The 19,272-nt window shown below is 45.1% G+C and carries 13 protein-coding genes; 8 read left to right on the top strand and 5 right to left on the bottom strand.

The genetic code is table 11. From position 1 onward, the window contains the following. Window positions 1-311 precede the first annotated feature (311 nt). The 5 genes from EPL05_RS23835 (at window position 312) to EPL05_RS00305 (ending at window position 5,246) form a co-directional block, all read left to right on the top strand. A complete protein-coding gene (locus EPL05_RS23835; protein WP_166727596.1) occupies window positions 312-485 on the top strand; it encodes a hypothetical protein in 174 nt (57 codons plus the stop codon). A gap of 103 nt (window positions 486-588) precedes the next feature. Next, window positions 589-1,941, top strand: a complete 1,353-nt coding sequence (gene tig / locus EPL05_RS00320; RefSeq protein WP_128531519.1) for a trigger factor — start codon at window positions 589-591, stop codon at window positions 1,939-1,941. Between the two features lie 251 nt (window positions 1,942-2,192). Beyond that, entirely contained in the window at window positions 2,193-2,921 is a 729-nt protein-coding gene (gene clpP / locus EPL05_RS00315; protein ID WP_128531518.1) for an ATP-dependent Clp endopeptidase proteolytic subunit ClpP, read from the top strand. An 81-nt stretch (window positions 2,922-3,002) separates the two neighbouring features. Further along, complete coding sequence (gene clpX / locus EPL05_RS00310; RefSeq protein WP_128531517.1) at window positions 3,003-4,241, top strand: ATP-dependent Clp protease ATP-binding subunit ClpX; 1,239 nt, start codon at window positions 3,003-3,005, stop codon at window positions 4,239-4,241. Between the two features lie 144 nt (window positions 4,242-4,385). Next, entirely contained in the window at window positions 4,386-5,246 is an 861-nt protein-coding gene (locus tag EPL05_RS00305) for an AMP nucleosidase (RefSeq protein WP_128531516.1), read from the top strand. 133 nt (window positions 5,247-5,379) lie between these two features. Here the strand turns inward: EPL05_RS00305 and EPL05_RS00300 are convergent, their stop codons facing one another. Beyond that, the gene (locus EPL05_RS00300; RefSeq protein ID WP_128531515.1) at window positions 5,380-11,187 is read right to left on the bottom strand and encodes an alpha-2-macroglobulin family protein; all 5,808 of its coding nucleotides are present in this window, start codon (window positions 11,185-11,187) and stop codon (window positions 5,380-5,382) included. A 152-nt stretch (window positions 11,188-11,339) separates the two neighbouring features. Here EPL05_RS00300 and EPL05_RS00295 point away from each other — a divergent pair, with 152 nt between their 5' ends. Both EPL05_RS00295 and EPL05_RS00290 read left to right on the top strand, forming a co-directional pair. After that, entirely contained in the window at window positions 11,340-12,701 is a 1,362-nt protein-coding gene (locus tag EPL05_RS00295) for a pyridoxal-phosphate dependent enzyme (RefSeq protein WP_128531514.1), read from the top strand. Between the two features lie 132 nt (window positions 12,702-12,833). Beyond that, complete coding sequence (locus EPL05_RS00290) at window positions 12,834-13,139, top strand: NTF2 fold immunity protein (RefSeq protein WP_128531513.1); 306 nt, start codon at window positions 12,834-12,836, stop codon at window positions 13,137-13,139. Between the two features lie 60 nt (window positions 13,140-13,199). Here EPL05_RS00290 and EPL05_RS00285 read toward each other — a convergent pair whose 3' ends face one another. The 4 genes from EPL05_RS00285 to EPL05_RS00270 form a co-directional block, all read right to left on the bottom strand. Next, window positions 13,200-13,571 (bottom strand): DMT family protein, encoded by a 372-nt coding sequence (locus tag EPL05_RS00285; RefSeq protein WP_128531512.1) that lies wholly within the window; start codon window positions 13,569-13,571, stop codon window positions 13,200-13,202. 149 nt (window positions 13,572-13,720) lie between these two features. Next, window positions 13,721-15,235 carry an ArnT family glycosyltransferase gene (locus EPL05_RS00280; protein WP_208394644.1) on the bottom strand — a complete coding sequence of 505 codons (1,515 nt, stop codon included), beginning with the start codon at window positions 15,233-15,235 and terminating at the stop codon, window positions 13,721-13,723. A 177-nt stretch (window positions 15,236-15,412) separates the two neighbouring features. Continuing rightward, window positions 15,413-16,720 carry a UDP-N-acetylglucosamine 1-carboxyvinyltransferase gene (gene murA / locus EPL05_RS00275; protein WP_128531510.1) on the bottom strand — a complete coding sequence of 436 codons (1,308 nt, stop codon included), beginning with the start codon at window positions 16,718-16,720 and terminating at the stop codon, window positions 15,413-15,415. A gap of 211 nt (window positions 16,721-16,931) precedes the next feature. Continuing rightward, window positions 16,932-17,717 (bottom strand): DUF4290 domain-containing protein, encoded by a 786-nt coding sequence (locus tag EPL05_RS00270; protein WP_128531509.1) that lies wholly within the window; start codon window positions 17,715-17,717, stop codon window positions 16,932-16,934. 235 nt (window positions 17,718-17,952) lie between these two features. Between EPL05_RS00270 and EPL05_RS00265 the strand changes: the two genes are divergently transcribed. Continuing rightward, window positions 17,953-19,065: a mandelate racemase/muconate lactonizing enzyme family protein gene (locus EPL05_RS00265; protein WP_128531508.1), complete on the top strand. Its 1,113-nt coding sequence runs from the start codon at window positions 17,953-17,955 to the stop codon at window positions 19,063-19,065. Window positions 19,066-19,272 lie beyond the last annotated feature (207 nt).

The following is a 19,272-nucleotide window of genomic DNA, read 5'->3' as shown; positions in this document are numbered from 1 at the left end:
ACCGCCTGGCCGGAGCACCAGCTTGATTGTTCGCTAATATATCGGTACATACCATGCCACAAAAAGAGCATTAGACGACTGTATACGCAAGGTTATACATTGAATATGTTAAATATTTGGCGTAAACCGCCGGCTGTACCGATGTCATAATATAGTCGATTTAGGCAAGTCATACTCGGGATGAAGTTTGTAGGTAGTAACGAATATAACATGCCCGACGCTAATTACGCTGGGCAAATATTAAGCCCGATATACAAAAAGACATAGGTGACTGGACAAAACCATAGTTGGTTTCCCGCTTAGTTAGTAAATTGCAGCGCAAAACTATAGTTGTAAACTCCGGCGCTTTCCAAACTACTATTCCCTGTTGGAAATACGGCAGCATGAAGAATGGTGACTTGGAGCTGGTACACGCTTACCTGCAAATAGTTAAACAGGTAAGCAACACGTTTGTAAAATTCGAAAACAAACCCCTGGCCAAATAAATTCTCGAAATAAATTTATACTTTTGCGCCTCTAAAAAGCTGCCATGCGGTTGAAAAAATTGCATGGTGGTTTATTGTATTAAAACACTATCCGGTAAAAAAGATGAATATATCACAGGAAAAAGTTGATAACCTTAACACGGTTGTAAAGATCAATTTAAACCCGGCTGACTACCAGCCACGCGTAGAAAAAGCGATTAAGGAACAAGCTAAGAAAGCAAAGATCTCAGGTTTCCGCCCGGGTATGGTGCCGACTGCACACATTAAAAGAATGTATGGCAAAAGCATTTTGGTTGACGAGATCAACAACATGCTGAGCGATACCCTGAACAAATACTTAGAAGAAGAAAAACTGGAAGTACTGGGCCAGCCTTTGCCAAAACACGAAGACGACCGTAAAGAGTACAACTGGGATTTTGCCGACGATTTTGAGTTTAACTACGAAATTGGTTTGGCACCTGAGTTTGATATCGACTTTACTTCTAAAGACCAGATAACCCAATACACCATCAAAGCTGATGAAGAAACATTGGCTCAGCGCGTGAAAAGTATCCGTCGCGCTTATGGCAAAATGACAAATCCTGACGTATCGGCAGATGATGATGTTCTTTATTCCGAATTAGTGCAACTTTCTCCGGATGGTTCTGTTTTTGAGGATGGCATTAGCAACACGGCATCGGTTCGTTTAGATCTGATAAAAGATGAGGCTATCAAAGCATCATTAATAGGTTTAAAAAAAGGTGACGAAGTAATGCTGGATATCCAGGCAGCTTATGGTAACGATGCAGCTAAAATTGCAGGCGTGCTTAAGGTTGACGAGGAAACAGCAGCTGATTTAAAATCGAACTTCAAATTAACGGTTAAGAACGTTAACCGTTTAGAAGAAGCAGATTTAAACCAGGAGTTCTTTGACAAATTATTTGGTGAAGGTACCGTAACTACCGAAGAAGGCTTCAGGGAAAAAATAACCGAAGAAGTTGAAACAATGATGCAGCAGGATAGCGAACGCAAACTGCAGAACGACATTTACAACTACAGCCTTAACAAAACGCAATTTAACTTGCCCGATGAGTTTTTGAAACGCTGGTTGAAAGCAACCAACGAAAAACTAACCGAGGAAGAATTGGAAAGTGGTTACAACGATTTTGCAAAAAACCTGAAATGGACGCTGATAGCAAACAAGATCACGAAAGATGGCAACATCGATATTAAATACGACGAAGTATTTAATTACGCGAAAATGAGCTTGGATCAGCAGTTCCGCGCGTACAGCCAGCAATCGCTTCCAGAGGAGCAATTGGCGCAGTACACCGTACAGTATTTGCAAAACAAAGAACAGGCAAACAAAATATTTGAGGAAGTAAAGGCCGTTAAGGTTTTTGATTACGTAAAAAGCGTGATCACCCTGGATAAAAAAGAGATCCTGTTTACAGATTTTAACAAACTGGAAGACTAAGCATTTCCGTTTAATAATATCCTTTACCAAAAGCATTTGCCTACAAGCAAATGCTTTTGGCGTTTAAGCCTTACCTAAATCCTCTCCAAAGGAGAGGACTTGAAGAAGCTCTTACTCCCTCTCCTTTGGAGAGGATTGGGGTGAGGCTTTTTTTTTACTTTACACAAACTTTATACTATCAAATCTATTCAACTAAAAACTATATTTAGCCCTGTTACCCAAAAGCATTTATTTTATAACAAACACATATCATGAGCAGTAATATCGATAAGAACGAATTTCGTAAATATGCCGTTAAACACCACCGTTTAAACGGCCTCACCGTAGATAAGTACCTTTCAACCTTCGATCGTAACAGCCAGCCAAGCGGCATTTACAACCCAACCGGCATGACCCCATACATCATCGAAGAGCGCCAGATGAACGTTGCCCAGATGGATGTGTTCTCGCGTTTGATGATGGACCGCATCATTTTCCTTGGCGACGCTATTTATGACCAGAATGCAAACATTATTCAGGCTCAATTGCTATTTCTCCAATCGGCAGATGCAAAGCGCGATATCCAGATCTATATTAACTCGCCGGGTGGCTCTGTTTATGCAGGTTTGGGCATTTATGATACCATGCAGTTCATCTCTAATGATGTGGCTACAATTTGTACCGGCATGGCGGCGTCAATGGGCGCTGTATTGTTGTGCGCAGGTACAGCTGGTAAAAGGGCAGCCTTACCACATTCAAGGGTAATGATCCACCAGCCATCGGGCGGTGCGCAGGGCCAGCAAAGCGATATCGAGATCACGTATCACGAGATCACCAAACTGAAAAAAGAATTATACCAGATCATCGCCGACCATAGCGGTGCATCGTACGAAAAAGTTTGGGAAGCATCAGACCGTGATTACTGGATGATTGCAGACGAAGCAAAAGAATTTGGTATGGTTGATGAAGTTTTAAAAGGAAACAGTAACAAAACAAAATAATCAATTGTGTGTACAACCTTAACAATTGTACACACATTGCAATTAAATTTAATTGATTATTTTTGATAAACCAATTAGCAGATGAACAAGAACAGCAAGGAGATCAGGTGCTCATTTTGCGGCGCAGGTAAACAAGACTCCCTGATGCTGATAGCCGGGCTCGACGCGCATATTTGTGATAAGTGCGTTAACCAGGCTAACGAGATACTGGCCGAAGAACTTAAAGTGCGCAAGGTGAAAGCTTCGCCATCGTCGCCTGCTATTTTAAAACCGGCAGAAATAAAATCCCACCTCGATCAATACATCATTGGCCAGGACGATGCCAAGAAGGTGCTGGCGGTATCGGTATACAACCACTACAAACGCCTTAACCAGCGTGTTGATAAGGATGAGGTAGAGATAGAAAAATCAAACATTATTATGGTGGGCGAAACTGGTACGGGTAAAACCCTGCTGGCGAAAACGCTTGCCAAGATATTGAACGTCCCATTCTGTATTTGTGATGCTACCGTACTAACCGAAGCTGGCTATGTAGGCGAGGATGTGGAAAGCATCCTTACCCGTTTGCTGCAAAGCGCGGATTATGATGTAAACACTGCCGAGCGCGGTATTGTATATATCGATGAAGTGGATAAGATCGCCCGTAAAAGCGATAACGCGTCTATCACCCGCGATGTAAGCGGCGAGGGTGTGCAACAGGCTTTATTGAAAATTTTGGAAGGAACCATGGTTAACGTACCGCCACAAGGCGGCCGTAAACACCCCGACCAAAAGATGATCACCGTTAATACCAGCAATATTTTATTCATCTGCGGCGGCGCGTTTGATGGCATCGACAGAAAGATCGCCAACAGGCTGCGTACCCAAACCGTAGGTTACAAAATGAAGCGTGATGATAACGAAGTGGACATGAAGAACCTGTACAAATACATCACCCCGCAGGATCTGAAATCGTTTGGGTTGATCCCCGAGCTGATAGGCCGTTTGCCGGTGCTTACCTATCTTAATCCGTTGGATAGGGAAGCATTGCATAATATCTTAACCGAGCCAAAGAACTCTTTATTGAAACAGTACAAAAAGTTGTTTGAATACGAAGGTGTAAAGCTGGAGTTTGATATAGACGTTTTAGACTTTATTGTTGATAAGGCAATGGAGTTTAAATTAGGCGCCCGTGGCCTGCGTTCTATCTGCGAAGCCATCATGATAGATGCTATGTTTGAGTTCCCATCCAAAAAGGATGTGAAGCGCTTAAACGTTACGCTGGAGTATGCGAGAGAGAAGTTTGAAAAGTCGGACCTTAAAAAATTAAAGGTAGCTTAACAATAAATTGGCTTTAAATAGCTATATTTGTATAACAAAACCCGCAGCCCTGGCTATAATCCGCCGGGGTTTGCTGTATAAAAAGGTTTTTAAACGCCCCCAAAGGAATTCGCCAATGGGATAAATAATAGGAGAACTCAAAAAATGAACGAACAATTAGACGCCAAAAAAGACGCAACACCAAAAGAAGAAAAGAAAGTAAAAGAAGTAACATCGCCCGTAAAATCGGGCTTAAAAACCAAAGAAGCCATTGTTGCCAACTGGCTGCCGCGTTACACCGGTCGCCCGCTTGATGCTTTTGGCAAGTACATTATCCTCACCAACTTTTCTAAATACCTGCAGCTGTTCTCCGAGTGGAACGAGAACGCGCCTATTATGGGCTTGGATAAGCCGATGCAAAGCGTAACCGCCAACGGTATCAGCATTATCAACTTTGGGATGGGAAGCTCGGTAGCGGCAACCGTAATGGACCTGCTAACCGCCATACACCCCCAAGCAGTAATATTTTTAGGGAAATGTGGCGGCCTGAAAAAGAAGAACAACGTAGGTGACCTGATACTGCCCATAGCAGCCATTCGCGGTGAGGGTACATCGAACGATTACCTCCCAGCAGAAGTGCCTGCGCTGCCATCCTTTGCGCTGCAGAAAGCCATATCTACCACTATACGCGATTTTGGTCGCGATTACTGGACCGGAACATGCTACACCACCAACCGCCGCGTGTGGGAGCATGATAAAGACTTTAAAAAATACCTGAAGGAACTGCGCGCTATGGCAATAGATATGGAAACCGCGACGATATTTACCACCGGCTTCGCCAACAAGATCCCAACGGGCGCATTGCTGCTGGTATCAGACCAACCGATGATCCCCGAAGGTGTAAAAACCGCCGAAAGCGACTCATCCGTAACCGAACAATACGTAGAAACTCACTTAAGGGTAGGTATCGAATCGTTAAAGCAACTCATCAACGGCGGCTTAACGGTGAAGCACCTGAAATTCTAAGTTATGCTAATACCCCACGCGTCATTGCGAGGAACTAAGCAATCTCCAGATAGGCAGGTCGGCAATATATAGCGGCTATGCATAGTTTAGAGATTGCTTCGTGCCTTACAGCAATGACGTTTTTTTATAACGTTTAATCTGCAACCACCACCTTCTTCATCCCTTCCCGGCCATAAAACACCGGGAAATACATTTGCTCGGCCTTAGCCGGGTTTAGGTTGTAATTGCCGCCATAACGCGGCATCAGGTTTACGGTGAAAGTGTAGGTGCCCTGCTTGAGCTTGCGGCAAAATATGCTTACCTTTTCTTTAAAAAATTCGCGGTGTACCTCGTTATTGGCGTATTGTTGCGCTTTGCTGTCGTAAGAGCAGCCAGCGGGGATGGGGATCTCTACCATTACAAAATCAGCATCGCCCTTCACAGTTACTTCGGCTTTAAGCTGTACCGCCTCTCCGCCTTTTAACCGGGTACGCTTATCGCCGTTTTTCTCAAACCAGGTATCTACCTTAAAATCCTTGTTTACCTTTTCGGGCTTGCTGTTCCAAAATTGCTGATAGCCGGTAATGTAAACAGGCAGGCTGCCAGTTTTGCTCAAGCTGATGGTATTATCTTTAAGCGTAGCGGTATAGGGGAAGGCCGTAATTGTTTCGGTGCTACTTCCCTTGATGGTCAATACCGATAGTTTTATCTGCTTATCCTTTTCCAGCAGATCGGGCAGGATTGTTTCCAGTATCAATGCCGATTCGTAGGTGTTGCGCCACTCGCCATGGCTGCGCTGCTCCAAAAAGTATCCGCGTATTTTAGCCAGCACTTCGGGGTGCTTGCCCTCGGCTTTGATGATCTTATAGGCCAGCGCGCTAACCTGTACCGAGTTGTCAAAGAATTGGTAACTCTCCTCGCCCCAATACTTATTACCGAACATGGTTTTATGAGCGGCAGCCAGCAGGCTATCAGTTTTCACGCTCAGCCCTATCTCTTGTTTTAACAACATCAGGCGCAAGCGGTTGTAATTAGGTACATCTTTTTGGGCCTTGTATTCCTTTTCTATCACCCCAAAATATTTTGCATAATCCACCTTGGCACCAAGTTTATACAGTAATTGCAGGCAGGCCAGTTTTTCTTCGCCACGATAGCTTTCTAATTGATGAACCAAATAGGCCGTTAATTTAGGCTGATCTAAGTTTACCGTGTAACCCATGGTTTTTGCATCTAAAAGAGCCTCTACAGCGTGCAGGCTCAGCCAGAGCTCGTCGTTACTGTTGGCCCACCAGCCCCATATACCGCTGCTGTTACGGCCATCCTGCAATTTTTTGATGATGTCCAAAATATTTCGTTCGTAATTAAAAGGCAGGTTTAGGAACGTTTGGATGCGTTTTTCGGCCAGCAGACCTTTTAGTTTGGAGGCCAGTTGTTCGTTACACAAATATTTATACTCGCGCAGGTGTTTGGCTTCTTCGGCAAGCGCGGGTAGGGCAGATGCTTCGGCCCTAAAAGTTACCGGCCCCATTGCCGGGTCGAATTTGAGGTTAATGGTGGTATCCCGGTCCAGAGCTTCAAAAATGCCTTTAGTTTCCTGTACGCCTTGTTTCACTACCGGTATTTTGCGCTGCTCTCCATCAAAATAACCGTTATCGCGTTTTATACTATATTCAAAGGCCAGGCTGTCTGTGTTGGTTGCAGTAATGCTCAGCGTATCTATTTTGGCATTTATTACCTGGATAGCGCCCTGCTTAAGCACTGCGCCGTTATATTTAAAAGTACGGTTAGCTATAATAGGGACGGACGTATAATTCATCACCTTACCTATCAAGCTCATCTCATCGCCTTCCAAAGCAAATTGCGGCGCTATAAAATTGGCGCTAAGCGGTTTAAAGGATTTTATCTCGTGCTCGGTAAATCCGCTTTGCCGCTGCCCGTTAACGGCAATGATAAAAGTGAGCCAGTTGGTAATATCATCCGGGAAAACGCTGGTGAAACTTGCCTTGCCGTTGGCATCGGTGGTAAGTTTGGGTTGCCAGTAAGCGTAATCCGAGAAGTTTTTGCGTAAGGTTTGCTGCCCCGTCACAGGCGCATCTGCAGGAGCAACTAATGCATTTGCCGTTGTTTTTTTGGTAATGATGATAACGCCGTTGGCTCCTTGCGCCCCGTATATAGCCGTCGCCGCCGCATCTTTCAATACGCTTATTTCGCCTATTTCATTTGGATTGAGGCCTTTCAGGTCAGTTACAATTGCACCATCAATAACATAAATAGGGGTTTTGCCCGCTATCGATGACAGGCCTTTTATATAAATAGTAGGGCCGGCACCGGGCACCCCTTCACTTATCACGGTTACGCCGCTGGCCTGGCCTTGCAAAAACTGAGCGGCGGTAACATGGGTAACGGCACCCGAAATATCCTTTCTCCTGGTAGTACTGTATCCAACTACTACAACTTCCTGCAACTGGTTTTGGGAAGCCTGCATAGTTATTTTAACATTGGTGCCGGAGATAAAATCAACTTCCTGTGTATAGTAACCCAGGTAACTTGCTACCAGTTTGCCATTCGTCGGTACCCTTAGGCGGAACGTGCCGTTAATGCTGGTAACTGCGCTATTGGTAGTACCCTTTACTTTTATAGTAGCACCAACAATTGGCAATTTGTCGTCGCTGCCGATAACCTTGCCGGTAACCATTTGGCTGAAATCGCTGGTGTTGAAATACTTTTCATTAAATATCTCTTTTAACTTCAGTTCATCGTTTTCTATCTGGTTATCAAAATTTCGGTATACCTCGCTTTTTCGTTCGCTTATCACCCGGCCTATTCTAATACTTACCGAATCCCGGGCGTGCACTGGCAGTATGCTCATTTCATAATAGTTCACGCCGTAAGCTTTTACGCTTATGTTTTCTTTCATATCGTAGCTATCGCCTTTTAGTAAGAACAGCATGCGGTAATTACCTTTGCTCAGCTTGCCAAAATCGGTTGTGCTGCCGGGGTATATCCTGATAAAGTCCGGGTCATTGTATCTGTAAAGGATCACGTTTTTAATGAGTTCCATCTTCTTGTTTTCTACTACTTTTCGGCGTATGCTTAACCTTCCAATTTCTTTATCGGCGATAGCGGGGTTGTTAAAGAGGCGGCTGCTATTGCTGCGCTGGTCCAGGTAATCTTGCCAAAGGCTATCTGCGGCATTGTTGCTAAGCACATACTGTTTGTAATTGGCGTTGCCCGATATATTGGCTAAAGCGCGACTAAACGGGTAGCTGGCGCTGATGCTTTTTTGCGTGATGAGCCCCGGCGTAAACCAGTATGAATAATTCGATTCGGCAATAAATGGTTGCGGTTTATCGCCCTGGCGGTCGAACACGGTATAATTTGGTGATATCGGGCCGGTAAGCACGGTGCTTTCTGCAATGCTGTAAGGATTTAAAAAAAAGATCCGGTCGGTTTGTGCAATGAGCGCTCTTTTGCCATCAAAATTATTTACTACGCTGATGAGGTATTTATTCACATTATCGGCCTCGGCAAAACTAAGGGTATCTTTCATTTTAATAACCGGGTAAGTATCGGCGTTAATGCTTAAGATCAGTTTTTTTGATTTTTGCACCAACACACTATCCATCTGGATGTTTTGTGTAGCCGTACGGAACATGAGGGAGTGGTAGCCCGGCCTCACCTTAAAGCTGTATGGCTGCATTTGTTTTGCCCGGCTAAAATAAACCGGCACATTGTCGATAAACAAAATATGTACCGGGATGATGTCTCCGCCCTGTACAATAAAGGGCGCTATTTGGGTAATGGTATCAATACCGGGCTCCTCTAAGCGATAGGTGGTTTTAGGATGGGTAAACTGGTAATAAGCAATGCTATCCAGCCCAATTTCGCGGCTCCAGCGCAGCCAATTTAACTTGATGGCCCCGTTTATGTCGGTTTCCTCCATCTTAAATTGTTTTTTGCCCTTGGCGACATAATAAGGTTTGCCCAAAAAAGGCGTATTCGGCGCACCGTAGTTGAATTTTTTGGTGAGCGCCCAGGCAGTAACATCGGTATTGGCAACGGGCCGGCCTGCGGCATCTGTCACCACGATATCGGTTTGCGCCTTTTGGCCGGGGTAAACCGAGACAGGCTGCCTTACATTAATAGTGAGCAGGTCTGTACGGTAGGCCAGGTTGGCATCCTGCGTTTGCACCTGTCCCGCCCAGATATAGTTAACGCGAAAGTTAACCGGCTTATTTGATGTATAGGCTTTTTTGTAAAATAACTTAGTTTCGTTGCCGGCGTCTAATAACTTGCCGTTTGCAAAAACCGAATAAAAAAATGGCAGTTTACGCGGGTTGGCCACAGTAACAAATAACGAATCGGCTGTGCGCTCGCCAGAGAGGGAGATGTTGCCCTCAAAATCTTTCATCTCAATATCGGTGCTGGTGCTATCGGTTTCAATGTTGTAATCAGTTGCGTCGGGTTTTACCTTCACAAACCCGGGTAGCGTTATTTCCTCTTTGGAAAGTGTGTCGCCAACGGCATTTAATGCGTTTACTATAGCCTTACTTATAGCGGACTTACCCAGGTGCTGGTAATCAATTTTTAAGGAATCGTTAACCACATCGGTAAGGATATTAAATTTTTGATACAGAAAATTGGCGCTGGCCCATTGGTTTTGCCGTTCGTTATCGGCGTTTAAAAATTCGGCCTCCATACTGTAGTTGATATCCGCTTTCGGGAAGATGGAATCTGGTATGGTTATTTTGGTTTCACCAACGGCATCCAGCGGGAATTTATGCATCCACAAGGTATCCGGTGTGTATTGGTGGCTGGTTTTTTGGCTGGTGATATTGACCGTTTTTAAGGTTAGGGTAACCCGCCCGTCGGCTACCGGCAGGTTATTTTCATCAGTCGCTTTTAAGTATAAAACTTGCGGGCTGCCCGGCCAATGCTCTTTTTTATCTGCCCGCATTTCAAACTTTATTGATTTTAGCTCGTATTCTTCGTACTGAAAATTGCCGGAGTACACCAGGTCCTTGTTTTCGTCACGATCGTCATTGCCGGTTTTAGATGCTTTTGCAGGGTCGGTAAGCAGTACTTCGTAACGTTCATCCAATTCCAACTTTAGGGTATCGCTCAGCACAAAACTATATTCAAAGCCACCATCCCTATAAGCGGTTACTTCGCCTATGTTTTTGCGTTCGTTATTCTTCACCAGCTTCACCAATAGTTTTTTCTGCCTGATGGGTTTTTTATCGCTCTGGGTAAATATGAATGCTTTAAGTTTTACCGTATCGCCCGGCTTATAAATGGGTTTGTTAAACGCCATAAACCCGGTATACGGCCTTGGTTTATAGCGGTTATTGGGATCTTTTTTAAAGATGTTTTTGATAGATGTCCATAAAGCCGCGTACCAGCTTTTTGATGTACTTTGGTAGTAATCATATTCCTTGGTGGGCGCTACGGTATAGAAGTTGCTTACCCCCGCGTAATCTACCTGTAGTGTGTTCCCGTTTTTGCCTTTTTTAAAATACCAGGTGCCACTTTTTTCATCGTATAGCACTTTTTTGCCGTTAAGCCAAGCCGTTGCTTTGGTAATATACGCGCCCTTTTTATCCGTAAGCGCAAAACGGTGTTCGTATTTGCTGGTGAACAGTTTTAAAAAAGCCGAATGGTTTTCTATAAGCGAGTACCTCAGTCTGTTCTGTTCGGCATAGGCCTTTACATAGTTACCGGGCGGCAAGGTGTTTTCCCAATATTTATTTGTTTTGAAAGAATCAACCGGGTTCCTCAGCACTTTATCGTCAAATGGTTTCTCGGGCGATCTATAAAAGCCAAGCATATCCGCATCGCTTAATTTGTATATGTAAGTATAATAACTGCTTTGCCGGCTATTGGTTAGCGGGCGCTGGGCAAGCGCTGAACTGCAAATAAATAAAAGGGCGGATGCGATTGTCCTGGTAAATAATTGTGGCATATACGGCTAAATTATGCGTTTTATGATTGTTTGGTAAGTACTTATATTGTTAAGATGCACATGTATTTACTATTCCATAAAAAAATATCATTTAAGAAAGCTAATTTTGAGGCCTGCCCCGTTTTATACATAGAACTGGTAGAATTTAAATTATGTGGTATAATAACATCCTCGAAACCATAGGCAATACGCCCATGGTTAAACTGAATAAAATAGTAAAAGACATTCCGGCTACGGTTTTGGCAAAAATTGAAACCACTAACCCGGGTAACTCTATAAAGGACCGTATGGCCCTCAAAATGATTGAGGATGCCGAGAAAAGCGGCAAACTTAAGCCGGGCGGTACCATCATAGAAGGTACATCGGGTAATACAGGTATGGGCCTGGCCATTGCAGCGGTAATAAAAGGTTATAAATGTATCTTCACGAGTACCGATAAACAATCTAAAGAGAAGTTCGACGCCCTGCGCGCCTTTGGTGCCGAGGTGATTGTGTGCCCTACCAACGTGGAACCGGAAGACCCGCGATCGTACTATTCGGTATCATCGCGCCTGGAGCGCGAAGTGCCAAATTCATGGAAGCCGAACCAGTACGATAACCTGAGCAATTCGCAGGCGCACTACGAGCAAACCGGCCCCGAAATTTGGGAACAAACCGAAGGAAAGGTTACCCACGTAGTAGCGGGCGTAGGTACCGGTGGCACGCTATCCGGCATAGCCCGTTTCCTGAAAGAGAAAAACCCTGACATCAAAATTTTAGGGATCGATACTTACGGCTCGGTATTTAAAAAATACAAGGAAACCGGCGAGTTTGATAAGAACGAGATCTACCCGTATATCACCGAAGGCATCGGTGAGGATTTTTTGCCGGCGAACGTTGATTTTAGCCTGATAGACCATTTTGAGAAAGTGACCGATATGGATGCCGCCCTCATGACACGCGAGATAGCCCGTAAGGAAGCCATCTTTGCTGGTAACTCAACCGGCTCGGCAATAGCGGGTGTGCTGCAAATGAAGCACATGTTTAAAGAGGGCGATGTGGTAGTGGTGATTTTCCCTGATCATGGTACCCGCTACCTGGGCAAAATGTACAACGACGACTGGCTGCGCGACCGTGGGTTTATCAAAGAAGAGAAACTGACCGCCCGCCACATCATCAGCAAAAAAGAAGCACAGGATATTGTGACCATCGACTGCGAAAAAACCGTTCTGGAGGCGATCAACACCATCAAATCGCTCAATATCTCGCAGATCCCGGTTACCCAAAAAGGTATGGTGATTGGCAAGATAACCGAAAGCGATATCCTAACCTCGCTGATGGAAAATCCGGGTATCAAATCTCAGCCGGTTAAAAGTATTTCCACCGCGCCATTCCCTTTTATCGATTTGAACACTTCTATCGATAAAATTTCGGGCATGATCAACAGAGATAACATCGCCGTATTGGTAGAAGACGAAAACGGAAAGATAGAGATCATTACCCAATACGATATCATCAACGCGATATCGGCGTAGGTTAGACTGAAAGTTTTTTTATAGAGATGCGATACTTCGCGTCTCTTTTTTTATATTTCGTTTGTGAAAAAAAACGTAATCGCCTTATTATTTTTGTTGACCGCCTGTGGGGGTACGTGGGAGAATTTGCACATGCCAGCTAACGAAGTTAAAGCATACGTTACCGCCGGCTTAAACGGCCAAAAACAATATCCCCGGAAATATCCTGTTTCCCCGATAAAAATAACGGACGAAAAAAGCTTTGTAAAGGCTGCCGAGGCCGCGCTGTTCCCAGTATATGGCGAAAAGAAAATTAAAGCAGAGAGGCCTTATACCGTTGGCAATGCGGATTGTTATTGGTTGATGACCGGGCACTTGTGGAGCGATCTCGGGGGCGTTTTTTATATCATGATCAATGCAAAAACAGGGCAGGTGATCTATTTAACGCACGGCAAATAAACTCAGCACAACAAGTTGTTTTTTCTCATCTGCACATCTGCATACCCGCACATCCGCCACTCACCATTTTTTAAATATCACAAACACCGCCAATACGATCAGCGCGAAGCCTACCAAATGGTTCCAGCCGAGTTTTTCGGTTTTGAAGAAAACGATGGTGAACACCATAAACATGGTCAGCGTAATGGCTTCCTGTATAGTTTTAAGCTGAACAAGGGTGAATGGCCCACCATCGCCCTTAAAGCCTAAGCGGTTTGCCGGCACCTGGAAAATGTACTCAAAAAATGCCAGCCCCCAACTGATGAAGATAATGGAGATCAGCCCCAGGTTTTTGCCCCAGTCGTATTCTTTAAACTTAAGGTGACCATACCAGGCGAACGTCATAAACAGGTTTGATATGGTGAGGAAGATGATAGTTTTTAGTCCGCGCATGTTACACGAATTATAGATTAACACGATTAATAAAATATTATAAAGCTCGTCGTGCTGAATGTGTTTCAGCGCCCACATGCAGAGCCACTTTGCATAGTGGCTCTGCATGTGAGTTTTCGAAGCAGGCTCGGGATGGCGTGGGGACAACTTTACTCCAGCCTCTTTTTCGCCAGTTCCGCTTTATATACCTCGTTAAGTTTTGGGGAGGGATTTACCAATAGGTATATCCGCGTTCCCTTTTCGCGTGCCAGCGGGGTAAATACCTCGCCGGTTTGCTTATAGCTTTCCAATAACGGTGCAAGGCGCGCTGTTACATTATCGTCGTCGTCCACATAAATAATATATTTAGCATCCAGGTTATCGGGTGCCCACAGCGCGAAGCTGCTGTTGAGGCTTACCACATCGGGCATATTGTATTTTTTATGGAAGTGATGCAAGGCACCCGCTTCGCCATAATTATCGGCGAAGATCTGGGCTTGCTTTTGCTGCTCGGGCGTAAGGCTGTGGTAGGTTTGGGCGGCTTTTTGAGCCATTTCTTCCCAGCCAAGCATATCGGCGTAATCTTGCGTGGTAGGGTGTTGTTTTTGGTCCTCCCAGGTTACGGCAAAATCTAAAAACCTTACATGTTCGTGCGCGTATTTAAAAAGCGAGACAGTTCTATCGAAAGAGAAAATGGGTAAAAATAGGGGTAAGAGCAATAGGTTTGGCAGCACAAATAGCACAATTGTAGCTACCCGTAAAATCACTTTCGACCGTGTGATCATCTTTTCAAACGCAAAGCCACCGGCAGCAAACAGCATAGGGTAGGCACCAAACAGGTAGTAGTTTTTCCCGTTCATTTTTAAAAGGAACAGGAAGATGAGCACATACGCAATAGCCAGATACCTAAACCGCCTTAGTTTGAACGACAGCATCAAAAACGCGAAACCGGTGAGCCATACAAACAGCGACGGTCCGTTAACCAGTAACTGCTGTATCACAAAATCCATTGGTTTTACGTAATCCAATTGGGTGGCCTGTAGCTGTTTCATGTGCGTTATCACAGGCAAATGATGCACAAACTGCCAGATGATGTTGGGGAGAAATATGAGTACGGCTATCAGGGCCGAGATAATCACGTGGCGGTTAAAAAGCAACTTACGTTCTTTGCTTATCAGGATACCGATGATGAGAGAAAAGGTAAAAAAAGCCATGGAATACTTGGTAAGCATCCCAAAACCAACCGCCGCGCCAAGCCAGTACAGGTAGCGTACATCTGCCGTGTTCAGGTATTTGCAGAACAGCCAAACAGTAAGCACCCACCACAACTGATCGAACACTACAGGTTGAAAAAGGTAACCGCTTGCCGCAAATGCCGGTGAGAATATTAAAGCTAAACAGGCCAGCGTAATGGCAAACCTGCGCCCGCCCAGTTCTACCGTAATACGCCCGGTGAGCCACACAATTAAGCCGCTTGCAATGGTGGAGAATATCCTCGCCGCAAAAACAGAGTCGCCAAAAACAGAAAGCGTGATCTTTGCCAGTATGGCGATGAAGGGAGGGACTTCCTTATAACCCCAATCCAGGTGATCGGCCAGAACCAAATGCAGAAATTCGTCGCGGTGAAAGCCAAACCGACTGATTGCCAACGCGTTCAGTAGTACCTTTATGGCAACAAAAATCATTATAAACTTGGAGTACCCAGGTTTCCGGTTTTTATAGGACATTAAATGGTTTAGTTGGTTGCGCTAAAGATAATTAAAAAGGAGAAAGGGGAGTAGAAAAGATAAAAGACGAAAAGATAAAGGATTCAAAGACCGTAATATTTCCTTGCTCCTTCATCTTCTCGTCCTTCGTCCAAATTATATCCTCGTAATATCGGCACCCAATGCCTTTAGGCGGGTATCGATATTTTGGTAGCCGCGCTCTATTTGCTCGATGTTGTAAATGGTTGATTTTCCCTGTGCCGATAATGCTGCAATTAACAGGGAAACCCCGGCACGGATATCGGGAGAGGTCATGGAGATACCGCGCAGCTGGATCTGTTTATCCAGGCCGATAACGGTGGCACGGTGAGGATCGCAGAGGATGATGTTGGCACCCATATCCAGTAGTTTGTCTACAAAGAATAAGCGGCTTTCAAACATTTTCTGGTGGATCAACACCGAACCTTTTGCCTGTGTGGCTACAACCAGCACAATACTCAGCAGATCGGGCGTAAAGCCCGGCCATGGTGAATCGGCAACGGTTAATAGCGACCCGTCTATGAAAGTATCTATCTCGTAATGATCTTGCGAGGGGATGTATATATCATCACCGCGCAATTCCATTTGAATGCCGAGGCGTTTAAATACGTCGGGTATCATGCCCAGTTCCTTATACTTCACATCCTTAATGGTGATCTCGGACCCCGTCATGGCAGCAAGGCCGATGAACGAGCCTATCTCTATCATATCCGGAAGCATGGTATGCTCGGTACCGCCAAGGCTATCAACGCCTTCTATGGTAAGCAGATTAGATGCGATGCCGCTAATTTTTGCACCCATACGGTTCAGCATTTTACAAAGCTGCTGCAGGTACGGTTCGCAGGCCGCGTTATAAATAGTGGTAGTGCCTTTGGCTAAAACCGCCGCCATTACAATATTGGCCGTGCCGGTTACCGATGCTTCATCCAGCAGGATGTACGTACCCCTGAGGTTTGATGCATCTACATTGTAAAAGCTGGTTTCGGGGTTGTAATCAAAGCGCGCGCCCAGTTTTTCGAAACCCAGGAAGTGGGTATCCAGCCTGCGGCGGCCAATTTTGTCGCCACCAGGTTTTGGGATAGATGCTTTGCCGAAACGGGCCAAAAGTGGACCCAGTATCATGATAGAACCGCGTAAGCCGCCGCCCTTTGTTTTAAAAGCTTCAGAATTGAAAAAATCCTGGTCTATCTCTTTTGCTTCGAAAGTACAGGTAGAGCGGGAGGTACGGTTCACCTCAACACCCATATCGCCAAGTAGTTCTATTAGTTTATTAACATCCTGAATATCGGGGATGTTATTGATGGTCATTTTTTCGCCGGTAAGCAATACAGCCGATATGATTTGCAGTGCCTCGTTTTTGGCACCCTGTGGGATAATTTCCCCTTTTAGCTTTTTACCGCCCTGTATTTCAAATGCGTTTCTCATTTTAGTTCGTGGTTGATGGTTCGTAGACGTTCATAGTGAATAGTTCATAGCAGAACGTTCTCTGGTTTAAAGGAGCAAAGATTATAAAATAATTGGATAAATATATTTCATAAGCACAAACAATCGAAAGGCAAAAAGTTTTCCCACTCACCACTCACCACTCACCACTCACCACTCACCACTCACCACTCACCACTCACCACTCACCAACTTAATACTTCTTAGTGCCGCCCGGGTTGCGCCCACGGTTATTGTTATTGTTTTGGTTGTTGTTATTGCTGCGCTGATTATTGTTGTTGTTATTGGTACGGCCACCACCGCCGCCGCCGCCATTGTTGCGGTTGTTTTGGTTGTTGTTGTTGTTATTTGTACGGCCACCGCGGTTGTTATTATTGTTTTGGTTGTTGTTGCTGTACGGGTTGGTACGGAACTCTACACGGTTAAGGTTTACGTTCTCTTCCAGTTTTAGCTCACCGCCAGATAGGTGCAACAGATCGGATATGATCAGATCATCGGCAACCGAATCTTTATTCCACTGCACGTAGGCCATTTTCATAAAGTTGGCAATGGCCTGTACCATGTGGCGTTTGCGTTCCGGTTCGTCAATGCTTTTGGCTTTTTCTATCATCATTTCGATAGTTTTACCATAGTGCTTGTAGCGGATCCGCTGATGCGGATATTTAAGCGGCTCGGGTTTCAGGTGTATAGCCTCCGGGCTCGGTTTTGGGTACGGGGAATCTACATCCAATTGAAAATCGGAGATGATGTGCAGGTGATCCCAAAGCTTGTGTTTAAAATCGGCTACATCGCGCAGGTGCGGGTTTAAAAAGCCCATCAGGTCTATAACCACCTGTGCGTATTTGTTGCGTTCTTCCTTGGTAGGCAGCGCAACAATGTATTTCACCATGTTTTGTACGTTGCGGCCGTATTCGGTAAGTAAAAGTTTATTCCTGGTTGAGTTATAATCAAAACCACCAGGCAAGTTTGTTAATGCCATGTATATTTTTTTAATTTAATAAAATCTCTTGAAGGTGTTTTCCGGCGCATGGACAGTTTCTTAGAATAGAGGGCAGAAACCGGAGAGCCGAAATGAATGCGTACGAAGTACTAACGCAAACATACACGAATTTCACGAATTATACGAATTCAATTACTCCGCTTACGACAAATATTGACAATGATATACCACGATTCGTGAAAATTTGCCTTAATTCGTGAAATTCGTGTTCGTTATGAATAAATCCGTTGTAACCATTACCTCCGTAGATATCTATCGCTTCAGCATCCCCATGGAGCCTTTTACCATTGCCACCGGCACCATGGACCATGCCATGAACACTTTTATCCGCGTACATACCGACGCCGGTTTTTATGGGGTGGGAGAATGCTCCGCCTTCCCGATGATCGTTGGGGAAACACAGGAAACCTGCCTGGTGATGGCCAAAGATTTCGCCAAATTATGGAAAGGACAAAACGCGCTGGATGTCCCCGCCCGGATGCAGCAACTACACGACGCCACCGCCGGTAACGGCACCATTAAAAGCGCCTTTGATATGGCTTTGTATGATATTGCCGCCAAAAACGCGGGCTTGCCGCTGTACAAGTTTTTAGGCGGAGAAAAGCGCGTGGTGGAAAGCGATATCACCATAGGCATTGGTACACCGGAAGTAATGGCTAAAAAAGCTATTGACTTTAAAGCATCCGGCGCTAATATTTTAAAGGTGAAACTGGGCAAAGGTGCTGCTGTTGATGTGGAACGCATCAAACAGATCCGCGAGGCGGTTGGCCCCGAAATGAAGATCCGCATTGATGCTAACCAGGGCTGGAGCTTTGACGAGGCCGTTTTCGCCCTGCAGGCTTTAAGCGAATACGATATTGAGTTTTGCGAACAACCCATGCGTACCTGGTACGACGACCGCCTGCCCGAACTGATGGGACTCTCTCCTGTAAAAATTATGGCAGACGAAAGCGTTTACATCCACCATGATGCCCGCAAACAGATAGAAAGCGGCAGCTGCCACTACGTAAACATAAAAATGGCCAAAGCAGGTGGCATTACCGAAGCGAAAAAGATTCACGATACCTGCGCCGAACGCGGCATCCCCTGTATGATGGGCGGTATGCTGGAAAGCCGCATAGCCCTCAGCAGCAAAGTGCATTTTGTATACGCCAGCCCTAATATCCAGTTTTATGATATGGATACCTGTAAACTTGGCCACTTGATAGACCCCTGCGTAGGCGGTGCCCAATACAATGGATATCATTTAGATATTAGCGATGCGCCGGGGATTGGGGCAGATGCGGATAAAGGGTTTTTGGAGGGGTGCGAGAAGTGGACGGTTTAAATGTCTGAATCAGAATTTTCAGAATTTTAGAATTTTCAGAATGAAATTTTGATTCGCGATCATTATTTAACTTAACCACCACGTCATCCTGAACTTGTTTCAAGACCCCACAGGACAGGTTGCCTACACGGTGCTATTTGCACCCTCGTCACCTTGCATATGAGGTGCCGAAAAAATTTCGGCATGACGGTAAGGGCAGCAAATTCT

Origin of the sequence: Mucilaginibacter gilvus (assembly GCF_004054195.1) — a bacterium.
GTDB lineage: Bacteria > Bacteroidota > Bacteroidia > Sphingobacteriales > Sphingobacteriaceae > Mucilaginibacter > Mucilaginibacter gilvus.
This window is presented reverse-complemented; position numbering and strand designations above follow the sequence as displayed.

Excerpts from the sequence above, each read along its gene's own strand:
- EPL05_RS00270 (WP_128531509.1), bottom strand. The coding sequence starts at position 17,717 with ATGGCATTAACAAACTTGCCTGGTGGTTTTGATTATAACTCAACCAGG.
- EPL05_RS00290 (WP_128531513.1), top strand. The coding sequence starts at position 12,834 with ATGCCAGCTAACGAAGTTAAAGCATACGTTACCGCCGGCTTAAACGGC.
- EPL05_RS00280 (WP_208394644.1), bottom strand. The coding sequence starts at position 15,235 with ATGATTTTTGTTGCCATAAAGGTACTACTGAACGCGTTGGCAATCAGT.
- clpX (WP_128531517.1), top strand. The coding sequence starts at position 3,003 with ATGAACAAGAACAGCAAGGAGATCAGGTGCTCATTTTGCGGCGCAGGT.
- EPL05_RS00295 (WP_128531514.1), top strand. The coding sequence starts at position 11,340 with ATGTGGTATAATAACATCCTCGAAACCATAGGCAATACGCCCATGGTT.
- murA (WP_128531510.1), bottom strand. The coding sequence starts at position 16,720 with ATGAGAAACGCATTTGAAATACAGGGCGGTAAAAAGCTAAAAGGGGAA.
- tig (WP_128531519.1), top strand. The coding sequence starts at position 589 with ATGAATATATCACAGGAAAAAGTTGATAACCTTAACACGGTTGTAAAG.
- EPL05_RS00305 (WP_128531516.1), top strand. The coding sequence starts at position 4,386 with ATGAACGAACAATTAGACGCCAAAAAAGACGCAACACCAAAAGAAGAA.
- EPL05_RS00300 (WP_128531515.1), bottom strand. The coding sequence starts at position 11,187 with ATGCCACAATTATTTACCAGGACAATCGCATCCGCCCTTTTATTTATT.
- EPL05_RS00265 (WP_128531508.1), top strand. The coding sequence starts at position 17,953 with ATGAATAAATCCGTTGTAACCATTACCTCCGTAGATATCTATCGCTTC.
- clpP (WP_128531518.1), top strand. The coding sequence starts at position 2,193 with ATGAGCAGTAATATCGATAAGAACGAATTTCGTAAATATGCCGTTAAA.
- EPL05_RS00285 (WP_128531512.1), bottom strand. The coding sequence starts at position 13,571 with ATGCGCGGACTAAAAACTATCATCTTCCTCACCATATCAAACCTGTTT.